This window comes from Cellulomonas citrea, from assembly GCF_009829685.1.
GTDB lineage: Bacteria > Actinomycetota > Actinomycetes > Actinomycetales > Cellulomonadaceae > Cellulomonas > Cellulomonas citrea.
Window position 1 is genome coordinate 12,554 of record NZ_VWSD01000018.1, and the last position, 19,837, is coordinate 32,390.

18 protein-coding genes and 1 tRNA gene are annotated in these 19,837 nt (G+C 73.5%); 12 read left to right on the forward strand and 7 right to left on the reverse strand.

Translation table 11 applies throughout. The annotated features are described in order from the left end of the window. The first annotated feature begins 94 nt into the window (after positions 1-94). The 6 genes from ptcA (at position 95) to F2B26_RS03935 (ending at position 5,057) form a co-directional block, all read left to right on the forward strand. On the forward strand, positions 95-1,105 hold the full coding sequence (ptcA, locus tag F2B26_RS03915; RefSeq protein ID WP_159806652.1) for a putrescine carbamoyltransferase: 1,011 nt from the start codon (positions 95-97) through the stop codon (positions 1,103-1,105). Next, a complete protein-coding gene (gene arcC, locus F2B26_RS03920; RefSeq protein WP_159806654.1) occupies positions 1,106-2,101 on the forward strand; it encodes a carbamate kinase in 996 nt (331 codons plus the stop codon). It abuts the gene before it with no gap. Positions 2,102-2,583: 482 nt separating this feature from the next. After that, complete coding sequence (locus F2B26_RS03925) at positions 2,584-3,543, forward strand: Clp protease N-terminal domain-containing protein (RefSeq protein ID WP_159806656.1); 960 nt, start codon at positions 2,584-2,586, stop codon at positions 3,541-3,543. Continuing rightward, positions 3,530-4,309: a CPBP family intramembrane glutamic endopeptidase gene (locus F2B26_RS03930; protein ID WP_159806658.1), complete on the forward strand. Its 780-nt coding sequence runs from the start codon at positions 3,530-3,532 to the stop codon at positions 4,307-4,309. Before F2B26_RS03925 ends, F2B26_RS03930 begins: the two co-directional genes overlap by 14 nt. A 47-nt stretch (positions 4,310-4,356) precedes the next feature. Continuing rightward, positions 4,357-4,482 carry a hypothetical protein gene (locus F2B26_RS17575; protein WP_268891093.1) on the forward strand — a complete coding sequence of 42 codons (126 nt, stop codon included), beginning with the start codon at positions 4,357-4,359 and terminating at the stop codon, positions 4,480-4,482. Positions 4,483-4,550: 68 nt separating this feature from the next. Next, positions 4,551-5,057: a hypothetical protein gene (locus F2B26_RS03935; RefSeq protein ID WP_159806660.1), complete on the forward strand. Its 507-nt coding sequence runs from the start codon at positions 4,551-4,553 to the stop codon at positions 5,055-5,057. A 112-nt stretch (positions 5,058-5,169) separates the two neighbouring features. Here the strand turns inward: F2B26_RS03935 and F2B26_RS03940 are convergent. Together F2B26_RS03940 and F2B26_RS03945 are read right to left on the reverse strand one after the other, a co-directional pair. Next, positions 5,170-5,242 (reverse strand) — tRNA-Arg (locus F2B26_RS03940). A gap of 35 nt (positions 5,243-5,277) precedes the next feature. After that, a complete protein-coding gene (locus F2B26_RS03945) occupies positions 5,278-5,943 on the reverse strand; it encodes a FadR/GntR family transcriptional regulator (RefSeq protein ID WP_159806662.1) in 666 nt (221 codons plus the stop codon). A 115-nt stretch (positions 5,944-6,058) separates the two neighbouring features. On the opposite strand from F2B26_RS03945, the gene argS reads away from it, so the two are divergent. From argS to thrB, 5 genes are all read left to right on the forward strand, one after another. Beyond that, on the forward strand, positions 6,059-7,738 hold the full coding sequence (gene argS / locus F2B26_RS03950; protein ID WP_159806664.1) for an arginine--tRNA ligase: 1,680 nt from the start codon (positions 6,059-6,061) through the stop codon (positions 7,736-7,738). Then, positions 7,735-9,117, forward strand: coding sequence for a diaminopimelate decarboxylase (gene lysA / locus F2B26_RS03955; RefSeq protein ID WP_159806666.1), 1,383 nt, complete (start codon positions 7,735-7,737; stop codon positions 9,115-9,117). The genes argS and lysA overlap by 4 nt, the downstream gene beginning before the upstream one ends. A 74-nt stretch (positions 9,118-9,191) precedes the next feature. Next, a complete protein-coding gene (locus F2B26_RS03960) occupies positions 9,192-10,472 on the forward strand; it encodes a homoserine dehydrogenase (protein ID WP_159806668.1) in 1,281 nt (426 codons plus the stop codon). Then, complete coding sequence (gene thrC, locus F2B26_RS03965) at positions 10,472-11,563, forward strand: threonine synthase (RefSeq protein ID WP_159806670.1); 1,092 nt, start codon at positions 10,472-10,474, stop codon at positions 11,561-11,563. The genes F2B26_RS03960 and thrC overlap by 1 nt, the downstream gene beginning before the upstream one ends. 3 nt (positions 11,564-11,566) lie before the next feature. Next, positions 11,567-12,481, forward strand: coding sequence for a homoserine kinase (gene thrB, locus F2B26_RS03970; RefSeq protein ID WP_159806672.1), 915 nt, complete (start codon positions 11,567-11,569; stop codon positions 12,479-12,481). Positions 12,482-12,530: 49 nt separating this feature from the next. Here the strand turns inward: thrB and F2B26_RS03975 are convergent, their stop codons facing one another. The 5 genes from F2B26_RS03975 to F2B26_RS03995 are packed head-to-tail and all read right to left on the reverse strand — an operon-like array spanning position 12,531 to position 18,904. After that, positions 12,531-13,691 (reverse strand): peptidase C39 family protein, encoded by a 1,161-nt coding sequence (locus tag F2B26_RS03975; protein ID WP_159806674.1) that lies wholly within the window; start codon positions 13,689-13,691, stop codon positions 12,531-12,533. Next, positions 13,691-15,445 carry an ABC transporter ATP-binding protein gene (locus tag F2B26_RS03980; protein ID WP_159806676.1) on the reverse strand — a complete coding sequence of 585 codons (1,755 nt, stop codon included), beginning with the start codon at positions 15,443-15,445 and terminating at the stop codon, positions 13,691-13,693. The genes F2B26_RS03975 and F2B26_RS03980 overlap by 1 nt, the downstream gene beginning before the upstream one ends. Next, the gene (locus tag F2B26_RS03985; RefSeq protein WP_201292598.1) at positions 15,442-16,308 is read right to left on the reverse strand and encodes an ABC transporter permease; all 867 of its coding nucleotides are present in this window, start codon (positions 16,306-16,308) and stop codon (positions 15,442-15,444) included. Before F2B26_RS03985 ends, F2B26_RS03980 begins: the two co-directional genes overlap by 4 nt. Next, entirely contained in the window at positions 16,305-17,255 is a 951-nt protein-coding gene (locus F2B26_RS03990; RefSeq protein WP_159806678.1) for an ABC transporter permease, read from the reverse strand. The genes F2B26_RS03985 and F2B26_RS03990 overlap by 4 nt, the downstream gene beginning before the upstream one ends. After that, positions 17,252-18,904, reverse strand: coding sequence for an ABC transporter substrate-binding protein (locus F2B26_RS03995; RefSeq protein ID WP_159806680.1), 1,653 nt, complete (start codon positions 18,902-18,904; stop codon positions 17,252-17,254). Before F2B26_RS03995 ends, F2B26_RS03990 begins: the two co-directional genes overlap by 4 nt. A 526-nt stretch (positions 18,905-19,430) precedes the next feature. Between F2B26_RS03995 and F2B26_RS17165 the strand changes: the two genes are divergently transcribed. Next, positions 19,431-19,837, forward strand: a 407-nt coding sequence (locus F2B26_RS17165; protein ID WP_235929488.1) for a Rho termination factor N-terminal domain-containing protein, incomplete at its 3' end; no start/stop codon positions are given.

Sequence of the window (19,837 nt, forward strand, 5' to 3'; positions counted from 1 at the left end):
GTCCGCCCGGACGTGCCTGGAGCTCGACCTACCCGCAGCACCCCCGTCAGCACCCTGCCCGCACCCTGCGCGGCACCGTTCGAAGGAGACGATCATGACCGTCCGGAACTTCATCGACACCCAGGACCTCACCAAGGCCGAGATCCTCGACATCGTCGACCTCGGCCTCACCCTCAAGAAGTGCGTGCAGGTCGGCTACTTCCCGCCGCTGCTGCACGGGCGCACGCTCGGCATGATCTTCGAGCAGTCCTCGACCCGCACCCGGGTCTCGTTCGAGACCGCGATGTCCCAGCTCGGCGGGCACGCCCAGTACCTGGCGCCCGGCCAGATCCAGCTCGGCGGGCACGAGTCCATCGAGGACACCGCGCGCGTCCTGTCCCGCCTGGTCGACGTCGTGATGGCCCGCGTGGCCCGGCACCAGACCGTCGTCGACCTGGCCGCCCACGCGACCATCCCGGTGCTCAACGGCATGTCGGACTACAACCACCCGACGCAGGAGATCGGCGACCTCATCACGATGGTCGAGCACCTGCCGGCCGGCAAGCGCCTCGAGGACTGCAAGGTCGTCTTCGTCGGCGACGCCACCCAGGTGTGCGCCTCGCTCATGATGATCACCACGAAGATGGGCATGGAGTTCGCCCAGTTCGGCCCGGAGCGGTTCCAGCTGCGCGAGTCCCTGCAGGACCTGGGCCGGGCGAACTGCGCCGTGTCCGGTGGCAGCATCCTGGTGACCGACGACGCGCACAAGGCGCTCGAGGGTGCCGACTTCGTCTACACCGACGTCTGGTACGGCGACTACGAGGCCGAGCTCGGCGAGGCCGAGCGGCTCGCCGTGTTCATGCCGAAGTACCAGGTCAACGCCGAGCTCATGGCCCTGGCCGGTGAGGGTGCGAAGTTCATGCACTGCCTGCCCGCCACCCGCGGCGAGGAGGTCACCGACGAGGTGCTCGACTCGGCGTACTCGCTCGCGTTCGACGAGGCCGGCAACCGCCTCACGGCCCAGCGGGCGCTGCTCGTCTACTTCCTGCGTCCGGAGGTCGTCAACCCGGTCAAGGTCGACGACGCCCGTGCCGAGCTCGAGCACGTCCTGGCCGGGATCCTCTGAATGTCCCGCATCGTCATCGCCCTCGGCGGCAACGCCCTGGGCAGCACCGCGGCCGAGCAGCGGGCGCGGATCGAGGAGGCGACGCCGTCCCTGGTGGGCCTCATCGCCCAGGGGCACGAGATCATCGTGTCCCACGGCAACGGCCCGCAGGTCGGGGCCATCTCCCTGGCCTTCGAGGTGGCGTCCCAGCACACCGACAAGGTGAGCGCGATGGACCTGCCCGAGTGCACGGCCATGAGCCAGGGGTACATCGGGTACCACCTGCAGCAGGGCCTGGCCAAGGAGCTGCACCGGGTCGGCATGCCGTGGCACGTCGCCTCGGTGGTCACCCAGGTGGAGGTCGCGGCCGACGACCCGGCGTTCACCCGGCCGACCAAGCCGATCGGCGGGTTCTACGACGAGGCCACCGCGCAGGCGATGTCCGACGCGGACCCCGACCTCGTCATGGTCGAGGACGCCGGCCGGGGCTGGCGCCGGGTGGTCGCCTCACCGCGGCCGGTCGGCATCGTCGAGCGGGACTCGATCCTCAACCTGCTCGACCACGAGTTCATCGTGGTCGCGTGCGGCGGGGGAGGCGTGCCCGTGGTGCGGGACGAGCACGGTGACCTGCACGGGGTCCCGGCGGTCATCGACAAGGACTTCGCCTCGGCGAAGTTGGCCGAGGTGGTGGGGGCGGACTACCTGTTCATCCTCACCGCCGTGGACCGGGTCGCGATCGGGTTCGGCACCCCGGACCAGCGCGACCTGGACCGGCTGGACCTGGCGACCGCCCAGCGGTACGTCGACGAGGGCCAGTTCGGCGCCGGCTCGATGCTGCCCAAGGTCCAGGCGGCGATGCAGTTCGCCGCGAGCGGGCCGGGTCGCACCGCGGTGATCTGCTCGTTGGAGAAGGCACCGCTGGCGATGCAGGGCCGCAGCGGCACGGTGGTGCGCGCCGCCGGCGGCACCGTCCCCGAGCAGCGTCCGGGCGCCCTGGTGGGGGCGGTCCCGGCCTGAGGCGGGCCCTTCGGGTCCGATGTGTACCGGCCCGGCCGGGTGGTCGCCCTCGCGGCGGTCCCCGGCCGGGCCGGTGTGCTGCGTGCCGACGCGGGCGCGGGTGCGACGTGCGTGGTGCGTCGTCGACGCCTGAGGGCCGGGCGGGATCGACGGGGTGGTCCTCCAGCGGTCACCGTCGACACGGCGCGGGCTGAGCCTGGCCGTCCGCCCCGGACGCTGGACCCGGAAGGCGGGGAGCACGCGCTGACCGGTCCGGTCCGACGACTGCGGGGTCGGCACCTGGCGACCGTCGGGAGACGTCCGAATGAACACCTCGTCCGGGTGTCGGATCGCCGGATCGATGCCGGCCTGCGCCGCTACCGTCGCGCCATGGCGTGCTTGCACCCCTCGGACCCGCGCTGCCGGGTCGTGGTCCCGGAACAGCGAGCTTCGGGCTTCGGCCGGGGGCGGAGCCGCCGGCTGGCGGAAGGTCTACGAGGGTGATGAGCGGCAGGGACCCCCTGAACCTCAGCCGCCGCGCGACCTACGTGCTGGCAGCCGCGAAGGCTATCGGGCAGCCACGCCAGCGGGTGGGGAGCGGAGAGCTTCTCGCGGCGCTCGCGGACGACGTCTGGGGTCCCGCGGGGATCACGCTCGCGCGGTGCGGTGCCGATGTCGACGCGGTGGTCGCGGGTGTCGAGGCGCTGCAGGAGCTCGGGCCCCGCACCTCCGGCACCGTGGCGTACTCGCCCGTCCTTGGACGAGTCCTGCGCAGCGCCACGGGCTATGCCCCGCTCAGGGCGCCGATCACCACGGAGCACCTCCTGCTCGGGCTGCTCGACGAACCGGACTCGGTGGCTGCGACGATCCTGGAGGTGCTCGGCGTCCGGGTGCGCACGATTCGCACCGGCCTCGCGGACGTCGATCCTGTCCTGGCCGCGAGCGACGGGGATGGCCCCGGCGCACGCGTCCTGCGCTGGCCGGAGTCGATCGAGCTCAGCCATCCGCCGTCCAGCGTCTGGGCACTGATCGAGCCGCCCGAGCACGCTCATCTCCTCGCCGAGGGCATCCTGAGCGGAGCGCGCCGGCAGCCGGAGGCCGGGCGGGAGATCCACGAGCTCGTCGTGCGTCCTGGCGGCCCCGGTGACCGGGTGCTTCTCGCGGTGGAGCGCGCGCCGTCCGGGCTGGGCGCCCGGGTTCGGCAGATCGAACCAGTACCCGCCGTCCCGTTCGAGAACGTGCACGAGGTCACGCCAACGATCGCTGGATCTCTCCTGCGTCTGACCTGCGTGGTCGACGTCGACGACCTGCGGCCCCAGGCGAGGTACCTAGGACGACGCGTGCTCGGACGCATCGAGGCAGGGACCCGGACAGGGAGTCGCGACTTCCTGGACCGGGTGGCCGCGTGCCTCGACGGGGGGTGGGCACCCCAGGTCTCCGGGGTCGGCGATGCGTCCCAGTGATCTGACGCCGGAGTACTTCCTCGTCTGTTCCCTCCTGATCTCGACGAGCATCGGTGTCATGCTCGTGCGGCCGCGACCCCTGGGGCTGCGCGGTGAACGCATGCCACGACTGATCGGCTCGTATCTGCTGCGCATCGCGGTGCTGGTTGCTCTCGCTCTTCTCGCGCGCGACCTTGGAGGCGCCCCGGTGGCGCAGTTCCTGGACGCGGCCGGCGCCCTCGGTGCCGTCAGCTGGGTGCGCACGCGGCTCGACCCCGGGTCCGGATCCGCCGCGCCGGTCCTCGTCGGCCTCGTCGCCGTCTCACTGCTGTCCGTCTCCTGGCAGTACCTCGTTCTGCGGCCCTTCTCGGACCGGCAGATCGGACGCCGGCTCGACCAGGTCTTCGCGACGACGGGCAGGGCCGAGCACACCGTGATGACCATCGGATCAGCGGTCCTGGGGTGTCTCGAGGAGGTCGTGTTCCGCGCCCTTCTGCCGACGCTCTTGTACACCCGAGGGGCCGGCGTCGCTCTGGCGGTGGTCGCGCCTACCGTTGTCTTCGTCGCGCTGCATGTGGAGCAGAAGGCGGTGGGACTGGTCAACGCCACTGTCGTTGGCGTCGTCCTCATGGCGGTCTACCTGGTCACCGGGCAGCTGCTCTGGGTGATCGCTCTCCATGCCACTGCCAACGTGCTCGCGCTGGGCGTCGAACCCGAGATCCGCAGGATGAGGGAGCGGCGGATCGTTCGGCGCGCGATCGAAGCCCGCGGGTCGGCGGCCGTGTGAGCGGTTGCCGAGCGGTCGTCGATCGGCGACCGCTCGGCGGTCAGATGATGCTCGAGGTCCCGGTGCAGAGCACCCCGGTCCCGCTCGACGTGCATCGCTTCGCTGCCGAGAAGGACGTCATGATCGTGGATCCTGCCGGGACGATCTACCGACTGCCGAAGGGGGCGCCGTGACCGGCCCGGTGCGGTACACCGAGCACTGGAGCTCGCAGACTGGGCGCCCGTTCCCTGAGTGTCATTGGATGACCCTCGACGAGGCGCGCGCGCGGTACGCGACGCTGGACCGCTCGTTCGTCGTGGTGGACGCGTCGCAGGTGATCGACGAGCAGACCGTCCAGGCTCGGTGGACGGTCGGTTTCGCACCGAACGGCTGGGTGAGGGCACGGTTCTTCTCCCCGGTCGGGTCGGTCACTCACCTCACCGACTACGCCCCGATCGACGGTCGGTTGTGGCGGTCGCGAACGATCGACTACACCTACCCCGACGACGAGCACGAGTACGTCGAGTTCCAGGCCCTGCGGCACGTCACCTGCGCGTTCGAGCCGGACGGGTCGGCCACCGTCATCATCGTGGACAAGGAGCACTCGACGAAGGACGTGGGCACCAGTGAGCACGTCCACAGCGAGGGGTTCTGGATGGACCGACCCGCGTTCGGCGACTGGGACGACCTGACCGACAAGAGCTACGGCATCCCCCCGACTGAGCCCGGGTGGCAGTCAAGGCCCCCCTCACCGGTGAGCTCGATCTGAGGTCGCCCGGCGGCCAGTCGCTCTGCCGACCGCCATCTGGCCGGTGTTCTCGCAGGTCACCCGGCATGGCGAAGGGCGCGACCCCAGTGGAGGTCGCGCCCTTCGACGAACGTGCGCCTGACAGGATTCGAACCTGCGACCTTCTGCTCCGGAGGCAGACGCTCTATCCACTGAGCTACAGGCGCGGGACGCCCTCGCGGGCGTTCGGGGGACGACCCTATCAGCCCTCGGGCTCGTCGAGCAGCGCCGAGAGGTAGTCGGCGGTCTCGCGGCCGGCGCCACCGGCGTCCTGCTCGATGATCGTGCGCACCAGACCGTCGTGCGCCGCGGCCCCGTGGGTGTCGCCGTCGGTGACGAAGTTGAACCGGATGTTCTCGCCGATGGCGTCGATGAGGTTGTCGTACAGGTCGATGAGCACCGGGTTGCCGGAGGCCCGCACGATCGCGCGGTGCAGCGACAGGTCGGTCTCGACCATCGCGTCGAGGTCACCGGCCAGGTAGGCGTCGCGCCGCTGGGTGCGGGCCGTCTCGATCGCGGCGGCCTCGGCCGGGGTGCGGCGGCGGGCGGCCAGCCGGGCGGCCTCGACCTCGAGCGCGCGGCGCACCTCCACCACGTCGGACTGGCGGGCGTCGGCGATCTGGCGGCCCATGGTGACGGCCAGCTCGGAGACGCCGAGCACGTAGGTGCCCGACCCCTGCCGCCGCTCCACGAGCCCGGAGTGCACGAGTGCCTGGACGGCCTCGCGCACGGTGTTGCGGCCCACGCCGAGCAGCTCGACGAGTGCCGGCTCGGTCGGGATGCGGGTGCCCACCGGCCACTGCCCCGACACGATCCGGGACCGCAGCTCCTCGACGGTCGCGTCGATCAGTCCTGGTCTGCGCGCCATCGCGTCAACGTCCTCGTCCCGGCATGGGTCTCAGTGTTCCACGCCGGGAGGTCCGCCGGGGCCGATCGTCCTATGTGCGGCACGGTGGTGGTCGGCTCCTCGGTACGCTGACCGAATGACCCCCGCACAGCTCGCCGCGGCCCTGCGGGCCGCACTGCTGAACGCCGTCGAGGACGGCACCCTCGCACTCGACCCCGCGCAGGTCCCTGCGCAGGTGCACCTGGAGCGACCGCGGCAGCGCGAGCACGGCGACTGGGCGACCAACGTGGCCCTGCAGCTGGCCAAGCCGGCCGGCACCAACCCGCGTGCCCTGGCCACCGACCTGGCCGCACGCCTGTCGAGCACCCCGGGGGTCGCAGCCGTCGAGATCGCCGGCCCGGGCTTCCTCAACATCCGGCTCGACACCGCTGCCGCCGGTGAGCTGGCGCGCACCATCGTCGAGCAGGGCCCCGCCTACGGGCGCGGGGACAGCCTCGCCGGGCAGAGCGTCAACCTGGAGTTCGTCTCGGCCAACCCGACCGGTCCGCTGCACATCGGCGGGGTGCGCTGGGCCGCGGTGGGGGACTCCCTCGCCCGCGTCCTGACGGCTGCCGGTGCCCGCGTCGAGCGCGAGTACTACTTCAACGACCACGGTGCGCAGATCGACCGGTTCGCCCGCTCGCTGCTGGCCCGCGCCCGCGGCCTGGAGGCCCCGGAGGACGGCTACGGCGGCCAGTACATCTCCGACATCGCCGACCGGGTGATCGCCGACGCGGCGGCCGCCGGTGAGCCCGACCCGCGCACGCTCGACGACGCCGAGGCCACCGAGGCGTTCCGCCGCCGCGGGGTCGACCTCATGTTCGACGAGATCAAGGCCTCGCTGGCCGACTTCGGCGTGCACTTCGACGTCTACTTCCACGAGGACGCGCTGCACTCCTCGGGCGCCGTCGACCGGGCGGTGGCGCGGCTGCGCGCGGCCGGGCACATCTACGAGCAGGACGGCGCGACGTGGCTGCGCACCACGGACTTCGGCGACGACAAGGACCGCGTCGTCATCAAGTCCGACGGCGAGGCCGCCTACATCGCCGGGGACATCGCCTACTACCTCGACAAGCGCGAGCGCGGTTTCGACCGGGTCGTCATCATGCTGGGCGCCGACCACCACGGGTACATCGGCCGGATGATGGCCGTGTGCGCGGCGTTCGGTGACACCCCGCGGGTCAACCTCGAGATCCTCATCGGCCAGCTGGTCAACCTGGTCAAGGACGGCGAACCGGTGCGGATGAGCAAGCGCGCCGGCACCGTCGTGACGATCGACGACCTGGTGGACGCGGTCGGCGTCGACGCGGCGCGGTACTCGCTCGTGCGCTCGTCCTACGACACCTCGATCGACCTGGACCTCGACCTGCTGGCCAAGGCCACCAACGAGAACCCGGTGTTCTACGTGCAGTACGCCCACGCCCGCACGGTCAACGTCGCGCGCAACGCGGCCGCGGCCGGGGTGCGCCGGGCCGACGGGTTCGACGCGAGCCTGCTCGACCACGAGTCGGAGGCCGTGCTGCTGGGCCAGCTCGCCGAGCTGCCGCGCGTGGTGGAGCAGGCCGCGACCGTGCGCGAGCCGCACCGCGTCGCGCGCTACCTGGAGGAGCTCGCCGGGGCGTACCACAAGTGGTACGACCAGCGCCGCGTCACCCCGTTCGGGGACGAGGAGGTGTCCGACGTGCACCGCACCCGGCTCTGGCTCAACGATGCGACGACCCAGGTGCTCGCCACCGGGCTGGGGCTGCTCGGGGTCAGTGCCCCGGAGCGGATGTGAACGAGCCGGCGGACGCCCGCGGCCCGTTGGGATCGCCCTGGTCGGCCTCGGTCGAGCGGGGCGAGGACGGTGCGCTGCGTGTCGGCGGCCTCGACGTGCGGGCGCTCGCCGACGAGCACGGCACCCCGGCCTACGTGCTCGACGAGCTCGACCTGCGGGCCCGGGCGCGGGTGCTGCGCCTGGTGTTCCAGGCCGCGTTCGCCGAGATCGGCACCGGTGTCGACGTGTACTACGCCGGCAAGGCGTTCCTGTCGGTGGCCGTCGCGCGCTGGGTCGCCGACGAGGGCCTCCTGGTGGACACCTCGACGGGTGGTGAGCTCGGCGTCGCGCTGTTCGCGGGTGTCCCGGGGGAGCGCATCGGGCTGCACGGCAACAACAAGTCGGACGGCGAGATCGCCCGGGCGCTCGACGCCCGGGTCGGACGCATCGTGCTCGACTCGCTCGACGAGGTGGACCGCGTCGCGGATGCGGTGGCCCGCCGCGCGACCGGCCCGGCCCGCGTCATGGTCCGGCTCACCACGGGCGTGCACGCCGGCGGCCACGAGTACATCGCGACCAGCCACGAGGACCAGAAGTTCGGGCTGTCGATCGCCCCGGCGCCCGACGGCGGCGACAGCCCGGCGATGACGGCGCTGCTCGCGGTGCTGGCCCGTCCCGAGCTGGAGCTCATCGGGCTGCACGCGCACATCGGCTCGCAGGTGCTCGACCCGGCGGGGTTCGCCGCGGTGACCGCCAAGGTGCTCGCGGTGCGCGCCGAGCTGGCCGCCCGCACGGGCGTCCTCGTCCCGGAGGTGGACCTCGGCGGCGGGTTCGGCATCGCCTACCTGCCGCAGGACGTCGCGCTGGCCCCCGAGCGCATCGCCAAGGAGCTGGCCAGCGCCGCGGCCGAGGCTGCCGCCGGGCTGGGCACCCCGCTGCCGCGCTTCTCGATCGAGCCCGGCCGGGCCGTCGTCGGGCCGGCGGGTCTCACGCTCTACCGGGTGGGCACCGTCAAGCCGGTGCAGCTCTCGGACGGGACCGTGCGCACCTACGTGTCGGTGGACGGCGGGATGAGCGACAACATCCGCCCGGCGCTGTACGGCGCCGCCTACCACGCCGTGCTCGCCGACCGGGTCGGCTCACCGGACCTGGTCCAGGCCCGGGTCGTCGGCAAGCACTGCGAGTCCGGCGACATCGTCGTGCACGACTGCCTGCTGCCGGCCGATGTGCGCCGCGGTGACCTGCTCGCGGTGGCGGCGACCGGTGCCTACGGGCGGTCGATGGCCTCCAACTACAACCTCGTGCCGCGCCCGCCGGTGGTGGCGGTGGCCGACGGGGTGTCCCGGGTGCTCATCCGCCGGGAGACCGAGAAGGACCTGCTCGCGCTCGACCAGGGCTGAGGGGCGGACAGGCTCACCGCCCCCCGTCGGCTTCGCCCTATCCTGGGCCCCGTTCCCGAGGAGAGGTCAGGTCGGTGCCGGACGCGTTGAAGGTGGCTGTGCTCGGCTGCGGTGTGGTCGGCACCCAGGTGGTCCGGCTCCTCACCGAGCAGGCCGACGACCTGACCGCCCGCACCGGGGCGCGGCTCGAGCTCGTCGGGGTCGCGGTGCGCTCGCTGGACGCCGAGCGCGACCCGGTGGTCGACCGCGCGCTGCTCACCACCGACGCCGCCGAGCTGGTGACGCGCGCCGACCTCGTCGTCGAGCTCATGGGTGGGGTCGAGCCGGCGCGCACGCTGCTGCTGTCCGCGATCGAGCACGGCGCCAGCGTCGTCACCGCCAACAAGGCGCTGCTCGCGGCCGACGGACCCACGTTGTACGCCGCGGCCGACGCGGCCGGGGTCGACCTGTACTTCGAGGCCGCGGTCGCCGGTGCGGTCCCGGTGGTGCGCGCGGTGCGCGAGTCGCTGGCCGGGGACACCGTGCGCCGCGTGCTCGGCATCGTCAACGGCACCACGAACTTCGTGCTCGACACGATGGCCTCCGACGACCTCGACCTCGAGCGGGCCGTCAAGGACGCCCAGCGCCTGGGCTACGCCGAGGCCGACCCGACCGCCGACGTCGAGGGCTTCGACGCCGCCGCCAAGGCCGCGATCCTCGCCTCGCTGGCGTTCCACACCCGCGTCTCGCTCGACGACGTCGCCCGTGAGGGCATCACGGGCCTCACCGACGAGGACGTCGCCTGGGCCGCGCGTACCGGGCACGTGCTCAAGCTGCTCGCGGTGGCCGAACGGCTCGACGGCGGCATCAGCGTGCGGGTGCACCCCGCGCTCGTCCCGCTCGAGCACCCGCTGGCCGGTGTGCGCGGGGCGTTCAACGCCGTCTTCGTCGAGGCCGAGGCCGCCGGTCAGCTCATGTTCTACGGCCCGGGTGCGGGCGGGGTGCCGACGGCGTCGGCCGTGCTCGGCGACCTCGTCTCGGTCGCCCGGCACCGGGTGGTCGGCGGGCGCGGCCCGGCCGAGTCGTTCTACGCCGAGCTGCCGGTGCTGCCCGCGCACGCCGCGGTCTCCCGGTTCCAGGTGCGGCTCGACGTGGCCGACCGGCCCGGCGTGCTCGCCCAGGTCGCCGCGGCGCTGGCCAACCTCGGGGTGTCCATCGAAGCCGTCCGCCAGACGCCCACCGGCACCGGCCCCGCCCACCTGGTGATCTCCACCCACGCGGCCACCGAGGCTGCGCGGGCGGCGACGGTCGAGGCCCTGGCGGCGCTGCCCGTCGTCGACCGTGTCGTGTCCGTCCTGCGAGTCGAGGGAGCCTGATGGCCCACCAGTGGCGCGGCGTCATCGCCGAGTACGCCGACCGTCTGCCCGCGCACGTCCAGACCCACCCGGTGACGCTGCTCGAGGGCGGCACCCCGCTGGTGCCGGCGCCCGCGCTGTCTGCGGCCACCGGCGCCGACGTCTGGGTGAAGGTCGAGGGCACCAACCCCACCGGCTCCTTCAAGGACCGCGGCATGACGACGGCCATGTCGGCCGCGGCGCACCACGGCGCCAAGGCCGTCGTGTGCGCCTCGACCGGCAACACATCGGCCTCCGCTGCCGCCTACGCGACGCGCGCGGGCATGGTCTGCGCAGTGCTCGTGCCGGACGGCAAGATCGCCATGGGCAAGCTCTCCCAGGCCGTCGCGCACGGTGCCCGGCTGCTGCAGGTCGACGGCAACTTCGACGACTGCCTGCTCGCGGCCCGCAAGCTGGCCGAGGCGTACCCGGTCGAGCTGGTCAACTCCGTCAACCCCGACCGCATCGAGGGGCAGAAGACCGCCGCCTTCGAGATCGTGGACACCCTGGGTGACGCCCCGGACATCCACGTCCTGCCGGTCGGCAACGCGGGCAACATCACGGCCTACTGGAAGGGCTACCGCGAGTATGCGGGGCTGGACGGCGGTGCGGCGCACGGCGCCGTGTCCACCAAGACCCCCGCCATGTGGGGGTTCCAGGCCGCGGGTGCCGCACCGATCGTGCTCGGCCACCCGGTGACCGAGCCGGAGACCATCGCGACCGCCATCCGGATCGGCAACCCCGCCTCGTGGGCCCAGGCCGTCGCGGCCCGGGACACCTCGGGCGGGCTCATCGAGTCGGTCACCGACGCCCAGATCCTGGCGGCGCACAAGGTGCTGTCCGCGCAGGTCGGGGTCTTCGTCGAACCCGCCTCGGCGGCCGGGGTCGCCGGGCTGCTCGCCCTGGCGCAGGCCGGTCGGGTGCCGGCCGGGGCGCGTGTCGTCGTCACGGTCACCGGGCACGGGCTCAAGGACCCGCAGTGGGCGTTGCGCGGGCCGGACGGGGAGTCCGTGGAGCCGCAGCGTGTGACGGCGGACGTGATGTCCATCGCCGCCGCGCTCGGGCTGGACTGAGCCGTGCGGCTGGCCGCCGACCGGGTGCGCGTGCGGGTGCCCGCGACCAGCGCGAACCTGGGCCCCGGCTACGACGCGATGGGGCTGGCCCTCGGGCTGTACGACGAGGTGGAGGTGACCACCACCGCGAGCTCGCAGATCGTCGTCGAGGTGGCCGGTGAGTGCGCCGGGCAGCTGCCCGCCGGGGCCCGGCACCTGGTGGCGGCCACCATCCTCGACACGATGGACGAGGTCGGGGTCTCCCGCACCGGTCTGCACCTGCGCTGCACCAACGTCATCCCGCACGGCCGCGGGCTGGGCTCGTCGGCTGGGGCCGTCGTGGCGGGCATCCTGGCCGTCCGGGGCCTGATCTCCGAACCGGACGCGCTGGACGACGACCGGGTGCTCGAGCTGGCCACCCGGCGCGAGGGGCACCCGGACAACGCGGCCCCGGCGATCCTCGGCGGGCTCACGCTGGCCTGGCTGCCCGGACCACGGGCGGTGCCGCTCACGCTGCACGACGCGATCCGCCCGGTGGTCGCGGTGCCGCCCACCCGGCTGGCCACCGTGACCGCGCGCAAGGTGCTGCCCGAGAAGGTGCCGCACGTCGACGCGGCGTTCCAGCTGTCCCGTGCGGCGCTCCTGGTCGAGGCCCTGGGGCGTCGTCCCGAGCTGCTGTTCGAGGCGACCGAGGACCGGCTGCACCAGGAGCAGCGCCGGTCGGTGATGCCGGACTCGTTGGCCCTGGTCGATGCGCTGCGCCGACGGGGTGTGCCCGCTGTCGTCTCCGGCGCCGGGCCGACGGTGCTCGCGCTCGGCGTCGACGGGCAGGTCGACGCCCAGGCCGCGATGGCCGAGGTGTTCGGCGGGGTGCTGGGCGGCTGGCAGATCCTGGTGCCGCCGGTGGACCGCACCGGCGGGACCGTCGAGCGGTTCTAGACCCGGCGGCGGCCGGGTCGGCGCCAGGCGCGCCGCCGGACGGTCCGGCTCAGGCCGGCAGCAGCAGGGCGGCGCGTGACCCACCCCAGCCCCACAGCACCTCGACCGTGGCGTCCGGCAGCGGCAGCCCGGTCGCGTCGAGCCACGTCTCACCGAGGTCGACGTCGGTCCACGGGTCGTCGACCAGCACCCCGTGCTCGTCGCTGCGCGACCACAGGCCGTGCGCGGTGATCCAGTGCGGGCACGGCTCCAGGTGCATCGGGTGCTGGTCGATGAGCAGCAGCGCGAGCCCACCGGCGCGCAGGTGCGCGTGCAGCTGTGCCACCGTCGGCTGCTCCAGCCGCACCGGCAGCCCGGCCGCGAGCGCGCGGTCGTGGAAGTCGCCGAGCACGAACCGCTGCATGTCCTGGGTCTGCGCGCTCGAGGTGGTGTCGACGAGGGTCGGGTCGGCCGAGCTCGTCCACACCGTCGGGGCGGCACCCCGCGCGGCGAGCCCGAGCGCCAGCCCGAACGGGTCGCAGCCGGGCATGTAGGTGGCCTCGCGCCACAACGCGAGCTCGGCGCGTCGGTCGGGTGCCCCGGCCAGCCCGGCACCGGCCAGCGCCATCGAACCCGCGACCGGACCGCACGTGTAGTCGGTGGTCTGGCGCATGTAGGGCACCGGCCGGTCGACCTCGACGTCGGCCAGCACGAGCCGCAGCCCCTGGGCCAGCGTGTCCGGGTCGTGCGGCAGCGGCGCACCCGAGGCGGGTGCGGCCACGGGGGACAGGCCCGCGGCCAGCCCGGCAGCCTGCAGCGCCTCGTCGCCCGGCGGCACCGTGACGGTGAGGGTCGCCCAGCCGTCCCGCCGGGCCACCTCGACGGCCGCGTCGACCACCGCCGTCGCCACCTGCACGGACCCGGGCTCGGACGTCCAGGTGGCCGCCAGCCGCAGCCCCCGGGTGCGCGGGCGCGCGGTGAGCAGCCCGGCCCCGACGAGCCGGTCGTCGGCCCGCACCAGCACGAGGCTGCGGACCTGCCAGGAGGTGGGCTCGGACCAGGCCGCCAGCGGTCCGGCCAGCGCCTCGGCGGGTGCCCCGGCCGCGGCCAACCGGTCGGCCACCTGGGTGTCGCGCGCCGCGGCGACGAGCCCGTCGTACCCGCCCGTGGTGCCTTCGGGCAGGGCCGCCAGCACGGGGAGCGGGTCGACGGTGACGGTGAGGGTGCTCATCACTGCTCCTGGGTGGCGCGGCCGGGCACCGAGGCCATGAGCGCGCGCGTGTAGTCGTGGGCCGGACGGGACAGCACCTGGTCGGTGGGACCGTCCTCGACGACCCGTCCGCGCAGCATGACGTAGACGTGGTCGGCCATCTGGCGCACCACGGCCATGTCGTGCGAGATGAAGACGAGCGAGAGCCCGAGCCGGGCCCGCAGCTCGTGCAGCAGGTTGAGCACCTGGGCCTGCACCGAGACGTCGAGTGCCGAGACGGACTCGTCGCAGACCAGGAGCGACGGGCCGGGGGCCAGGGCGCGGGCGATGGCCACCCGCTGCCGCTCGCCGCCGGACAGGGCGTGCGGGCGCCGTCGGGCGTAGGTGGCGGGCAGCCCGACGAGGTCGAGCAGCTCGGGCACGTCGGTGCGCGGCCGGCCGCCCACCGCCAGCGCCTCGGCCAACGTTGCACCGATGGACAGGGCCGGGTCGAGCGCCGAGTACGGGTCCTGGAACACGATCTGCACGAGCCGGTGCGCGGGCCGCCCGGCGGGGTCACCGGTGGGCGTGAGCGGTCCGAGGAACCGGATCTGCCCGCCGTCGGCTCGTTCCAGCCCGACGAGGCAGCGCGCCAGCGTCGTCTTGCCGGAGCCTGACTCACCGACCACGCCGACGCACTCACCCGCGCCGACCAGGAGGTTCACGTCGTCCAGCGCCCGGGTGGTCGCGCCGGCGTAGGTCTTGGACAGCCCGGTGATCTGCACGACCGGCGCCGCCCGGTCGGTGCCCAGCACCGGCGGGGCGAGCTCGGGTGCGGTCGGGGCGGCCGCCAGCTCCTGCGCGGCGAACAGGCACGCCGAGCCCCGTCCGGCACCCAGGTCGACCAGCGCCGGTTCGCCCTCGCGGCACACGTCCTGCACCTTCGGGCAGCGGTCGGCGAACACGCAGCGTCCGGCCACCTGGGCCGGCCGCGGCACGTTGCCCTCGATCACCGCGAGCGCGGCCACCTTGTGCTCGAGCGGCGGGTTCGCCTCGTGCAGGGCCTTGGTGTACGGGTGCGCCGGCCGGGACATGACGTCACGCGCCGGCCCGGTCTCCAGCACCCGGCCGGCGTAGAGCACGACGAGGTCGTCGGCGCGCTCGCGGGCCAGCTCCAGGTCGTGCGTGATGAGCACGACGGCCATCCCGCGGCTGGTGCGCAGCTCGCCGATGAGGTCGAGGATGGCCCGCTGCGTCGTGACGTCGAGCGCGGTCGTGGGCTCGTCGGCCAGCAGCACCTGCGGACCGGCGGCCAGTGCGGCCGCGATCGCGACCCGCTGGCGCATCCCGCCGGACAGCTCGAACGGGTAGCGGCGGGCCACGTCCGGGTCCAGCCCGACCTCGGCGAGCGCCGCCGCGACCGCGCCGCGCCGCTGCGCCCGGTCGGGTGTGCCCGGCAGCGCCGCAGCCACCTGGGGACCACAGCGGTGCACGGGGGACAGGGACGTGAAGGGGTCCTGCAGCAGCAGTGCGATCTGCCGACCGCGTACCGGCGCCCAGGTTCGCTCACCGCCCGCCAGGTCGAGCGGGGCGCCGGCGAGCTCCACCTGCCCGGTGGCGTGCACCCCGCGCGGCAGCAGCCCGGAGAGCGCCTTGGCGACCATCGACTTGCCGGAACCGGACTCGCCGACGACGGCCAGCGTCGTCCCGGCGTGCAGGTCGAGGTCGACCCCGGTGACGATCGGCCCGGCGCCGGAACGCACCTGCAGGTCACGGGCGGACAGCACGGTGCTCATGCGCTCACCGCCTCGCCGACGCCGAACCGGTCGGCCAACCAGTCGCCGACCACGTTGGCCGCCACGGCCGCGACGATGATCATGACGCCCGGCACCACGGAGGCCGCCGGGTTGGAGAACAGCAGGTCGCGCCCGTCGGACAGCTGTCGCCCCCAGTCGGCCGCACCCGGCGCCACACCCACTCCCAGGTAGGACAGCGAGGACATCGCGACGAGGGCGAACGCCACGTCGAGGAAGACGTTGGTGAGGGCGATGGGGGCGATGTTCGGCAGCACGTGACGCACGAGCACCTTCGGCGTGGACAGCCCGAGCACACGGGTCGCCTCGAGGTAGGGCCGGTGCCTGGTGGCCAGCACGGCCGAGCGGATCATCCGGGTGTCCGACGGCGAGAACAGCACGACGAGCACCGCGACCGACACCCAGTAGCCGCCGCCGATGACCCCGGCGACGACGATCGCGAGCAGGATCGGCGGCAGTGCGAGCACGAGGTCGCACCAGCGTCCGACGAGGGAGTCGAGCAGCCCGCCGCGGTAGCCGGCGGGGGCGCCGAGCAGCAGCCCCAGGCTCATCGAGCCCAACGCGATGACGAGGGGCCCGACGAGGGCGGACCTCGTCCCGGCGATGGTGAGCGCGAGAACGTCGCGGCCGAGCGCATCGGTGCCGAGCGGGTGCCCGGGGCTGCCAGCCGGGACGGTGCCCAGCAGCACGTCCTGGGCCAGCGCGTGCGGGGCGAGCCAGGGCCCGGCGAGCACCATGACGGCGAGCACGGCGATGACCACCCACGCGGCCTGCACGGCACCGGGCAGCGACCGCAGCCGACGCACGACGCGCGGCCGGGCCAGCGGGACGGCGACGGCGCTCACGTGAGCCCCGCCCGCCGCACGCGCGGGTCGACCGCGAGCGTGAGCAGGTCCACCGCGAGCGCGGCCAGGGAGATGACGACGGCGACGACGAGCGTGACGGCCTGCACCACCGGGATGTCCTTGAAGGTGATCGACTCGGCGAGCAACGAGCCGAGCCCGGGCAGCGAGAACGTGGTCTCCACCAGGATGGTGCCTCCGAACAGGAACGCGAGCAGCAGCCCGGCGCTGGTGAGCACCGGGATGGCGGCGTTCGTGAGGTAGAGCCGGGCGACGGCCCGGGGGGTGAGCCCGCGGGCCCGGGCGAAGGTGACGTAGTCGGACTCGAGCTCGCGCAGCACGGCCGTGCGGGTCACCTTGACCACGAGGGCGGCGAGCCCGGCGGCGAGCGCGACGGCGGGCAGCGCCAGGTGCCAGAGCCGGTCGAGCGGGGTGTCCCCGGTGCCGTACACCGGGAACCAGCCGAGCATCACGGCGAACACGTAGAGCAGCACGAGGCCGACGGCGAACCCCGGGGCGGCGACCCCGACGACGGCGAGCGAGACGATCGTCTTGTCCTGCACCGACCCGTGCCGACGGGCGGCGCGGATCCCGGCCGGGGCGCCGACACCCAGCGCGATGACGAAGGCCAGGACGGTGAGCTGCAGCGTCAGCCCGACCCGCTGGCCGAGCACGTCGGTGACCTGCGACCCGGACCGCACCGACTCGCCGAGATCGCCCGTGAGCGCCCCGGAGAGCCAGTGCCAGTACTGGGTGAGGAAGGGCTGGTCGAGCCCGAACTTCTCACGTATCGCCGCGAGCGACTCGGGGGAGGCCGGACGGGCGCCCAGCAGGTTGCGGGCGACGTCCCCCGGGGCCAGGTAGAGCAGCGAGAAGACGAGGAACGACAGCGCGAGCAGCAGCGTGGCCGTGGCGACGAGCCGTCGGCCGATGCTGGCTGCGAGCCTCATGCCGCGGCGTACAGGCGCGAGCCCCAGGGGCCGACGAAGAAGAACGACCCGTAGTCGGTGAGCCCGAGGGACTTGTCGACCGCGGTCGAGCTCACGCCCCACCACAACGGCACCTGGGCCACCTTCTGCGCGGCCGCGGCGTTGGCGGCGATGATGGCCGCGACCCGGGTCGCCGGGTCGGTCTCGGCGTTCGCGGCAGTGAGCTTGGCGGCCACGGTGTCGTCGGTGAACTTGCCCGGGTTGCCCTCGCCGAGCAGGTAGCCGACGAGCTCGCCGGGGTCGCCCGTGGTCGGGAAGTACCACATGTACGACAGCCCGTGCACCCCGTCGCCGATCGAGGCGAGCCACTGCTCGAGCGGCTGCTCGACCACGTTGACCGTGATGCCGATCTTCGCCAGGTCGGCGGCGATCACCTGGGCGGCCCGTCCCAGCTGGGGGCCGGAGTTGGGGTACGTCCACTCGACCGTGAACCCGCCGGGCACCGAGGACTTGGCGAGCTCGGCCTTGGCGGCGTCGAGGTCGAAGTCGTACTGCGGGATGGTGCCCAGGAGCGTGCGGGCGTCGCTCTCCGGGACCGCGGTGGCGAGCACGGCGGGCGCCGGCAGCCCGAGGGCCACCTCGCCGTTGCCGGCGAGCACGCCGTCGACGATGTCCTTGCGGTTGCAGGCCAGCGCGATCGCGGTGCGCACGTGCTGGTCGTCGAACGGGGCGACCGTGACGTCGAACAGGATGCCGGCCCAGGAGCGGTCCGACGCGGTCTCGATCCGGGTGCCGGCAACCGACTTCCACTGGTCGAGCTGACCGATCGGCACGCTGAACGCCAGGTCGACGTCGCCGGACCGGCGTGCCAGCAGGCGGGCGTTCTCGTCGGAGATGAACTCGAAGCGCACCTTCTTGACCTTGGGCACCCCGCCCCACCAGGTGTCGACGCGCTCGAACTCGGCGTACGAGTCGGGCTGGAAGGCGGTCGCCTTGTAGGGGCCGGAGCCGAGGATGAGCGACTGCGCGGTGCCGAGGGTGCCGACCTTCTCGAAGAACGCCTTCGACGTGACGAACAGCGCACCGGCGGCGGTCGGGTTCCACTCGAAGGCCACGTTGGGCGCGGACAGCGCGATCGTGATCTCGTCGGCGCCGGTCTGGGTCACCGCGTCCACACCGGCCCAGGCCCAGCTGGTGCCGGGGCTGGCCTTGGGGTCGCGCGCCTTCTCGATGGAGTACAGGACGTCGTCGACGGTCACGGGTGTGCCGTCGGCGAACTTCGCGTCGGTGCGCAGCGTGAAGACGTAGGTCGAGGCGTCGACGCGCTTCCACTCCTTGGCCAGCGCGGGGGTGAGCGTGCCGTCCGGCTCGACCTGGAGCAGACCTTCCTGGGCGATCGCGGCGACGTAGTAGTTGAAGATGCCGGCCTCGGTGTTGACGTCGAGGGAGGACAGCGACCCGGGCAGCGCGATGGTGACCAGGTCGATCTCGGCACCGGTGTCGGCGCCGACACCGGCGGAGCCCGACGCGGTCGGGGAGGAGGACGACGGCGCGCAGGCCGCGAGCGCCCCCATGGTCGCGCCGCCGACGAGCAGGCCCTTGAGCAGGCTGCGGCGGGACAGCTGTCCCAGGTCGGGGACGATCAGCAGGTGCGACGGCGGGGTGCTCATCGGAGTCCTCCAGGTGGGTGCGGGTGCCCCATCCTGGCGGATCGCCATGTCGACGGGGTTCGCGAACGGTATCCGGGGCGTTTCGTGTCCCGGCAGTGCCATCTCGCCCTTCAGACACCGGTGTCGCCACGCAATCCGTCGTGACGGCGCGGCAGCAGCGGCAGCCGTGACCAGTGCGCCGGGCGGTCGGCAGTCGGGACGGTGCCGCCCGGTGGCCGCGTCCGCACCCCGGCCGGTCGTCAGGGTGAGATCCGGAGCACAGTGATCCTGACAGTTCGGGCGCGATGCTACGATCGCCGTGCTCCCCGAACCTCCTGCCTCACGGCGACGGCATGTCCTGCCAGGACGACCCGCACGCTCGTGACGCGCAGGGGATGTCCGGGTCCGCTGACGGACCGGGGAAGCACCCCAGCCATGCGCGTGCCGCCGTCGCACGCGACACGTGGCTGTTCGAGACCCGTGCCGGCACATGCCGAGCGGGACGGTCGCTGCTGGTCGGCGGCCCGAACGAGGGAAAGGGTCCTTCGTGACAGACATCATCGACACCGCCGCGACCACGTCCGGCGGTTCCGCCCCGGCGCCTGCGCTCTCCGCGCTGCGCCTGCCCGAGCTGCAGGCGATGGCCGCCACGCTCGGGGTCAAGGGCACCTCCAAGATGCGCAAGGGCGATCTGCTCGCCGCCATCAGCGGCGCCGGGCAGCCGGCTGCGCAGCGGGCCGAGCGCACCGGCGCACCGGAGCCCGCCGCCGACCGGGCGCCGGCGCCCGAGCGCACCCGTGAGACGGCCCCCGAGCCCGCGCGCACCGCTGACGCCGAGGCCGCCCCGCAGCGCGCCCAGCGCCCGGCCCGGGCCGCGCGCAACGGCGAGACCGCCGGTCGCTCCGGCGAGCACGACGCAGCCGGCGACGGCCACGCCGAGCCCGCCGGTGAGCG

Coding starts and splice junctions, on each gene's coding strand:
- F2B26_RS03995 (WP_159806680.1), bottom strand. CDS start 18,904: ATGAGCACCCCGCCGTCGCACCTGCTGATCGTCCCCGACCTGGGACAG.
- argS (WP_159806664.1), top strand. CDS start 6,059: ATGACCCCCGCACAGCTCGCCGCGGCCCTGCGGGCCGCACTGCTGAAC.
- arcC (WP_159806654.1), top strand. CDS start 1,106: ATGTCCCGCATCGTCATCGCCCTCGGCGGCAACGCCCTGGGCAGCACC.
- F2B26_RS03980 (WP_159806676.1), bottom strand. CDS start 15,445: ATGAGCACCGTGCTGTCCGCCCGTGACCTGCAGGTGCGTTCCGGCGCC.
- F2B26_RS03930 (WP_159806658.1), top strand. CDS start 3,530: ATGCGTCCCAGTGATCTGACGCCGGAGTACTTCCTCGTCTGTTCCCTC.
- ptcA (WP_159806652.1), top strand. CDS start 95: ATGACCGTCCGGAACTTCATCGACACCCAGGACCTCACCAAGGCCGAG.
- F2B26_RS03935 (WP_159806660.1), top strand. CDS start 4,551: ATGACCCTCGACGAGGCGCGCGCGCGGTACGCGACGCTGGACCGCTCG.
- F2B26_RS03990 (WP_159806678.1), bottom strand. CDS start 17,255: ATGAGGCTCGCAGCCAGCATCGGCCGACGGCTCGTCGCCACGGCCACG.
- F2B26_RS03945 (WP_159806662.1), bottom strand. CDS start 5,943: ATGGCGCGCAGACCAGGACTGATCGACGCGACCGTCGAGGAGCTGCGG.
- F2B26_RS17575 (WP_268891093.1), top strand. CDS start 4,357: ATGCTCGAGGTCCCGGTGCAGAGCACCCCGGTCCCGCTCGACGTGCAT.
- F2B26_RS03975 (WP_159806674.1), bottom strand. CDS start 13,691: ATGAGCACCCTCACCGTCACCGTCGACCCGCTCCCCGTGCTGGCGGCC.
- F2B26_RS03925 (WP_159806656.1), top strand. CDS start 2,584: ATGAGCGGCAGGGACCCCCTGAACCTCAGCCGCCGCGCGACCTACGTG.
- thrC (WP_159806670.1), top strand. CDS start 10,472: ATGGCCCACCAGTGGCGCGGCGTCATCGCCGAGTACGCCGACCGTCTG.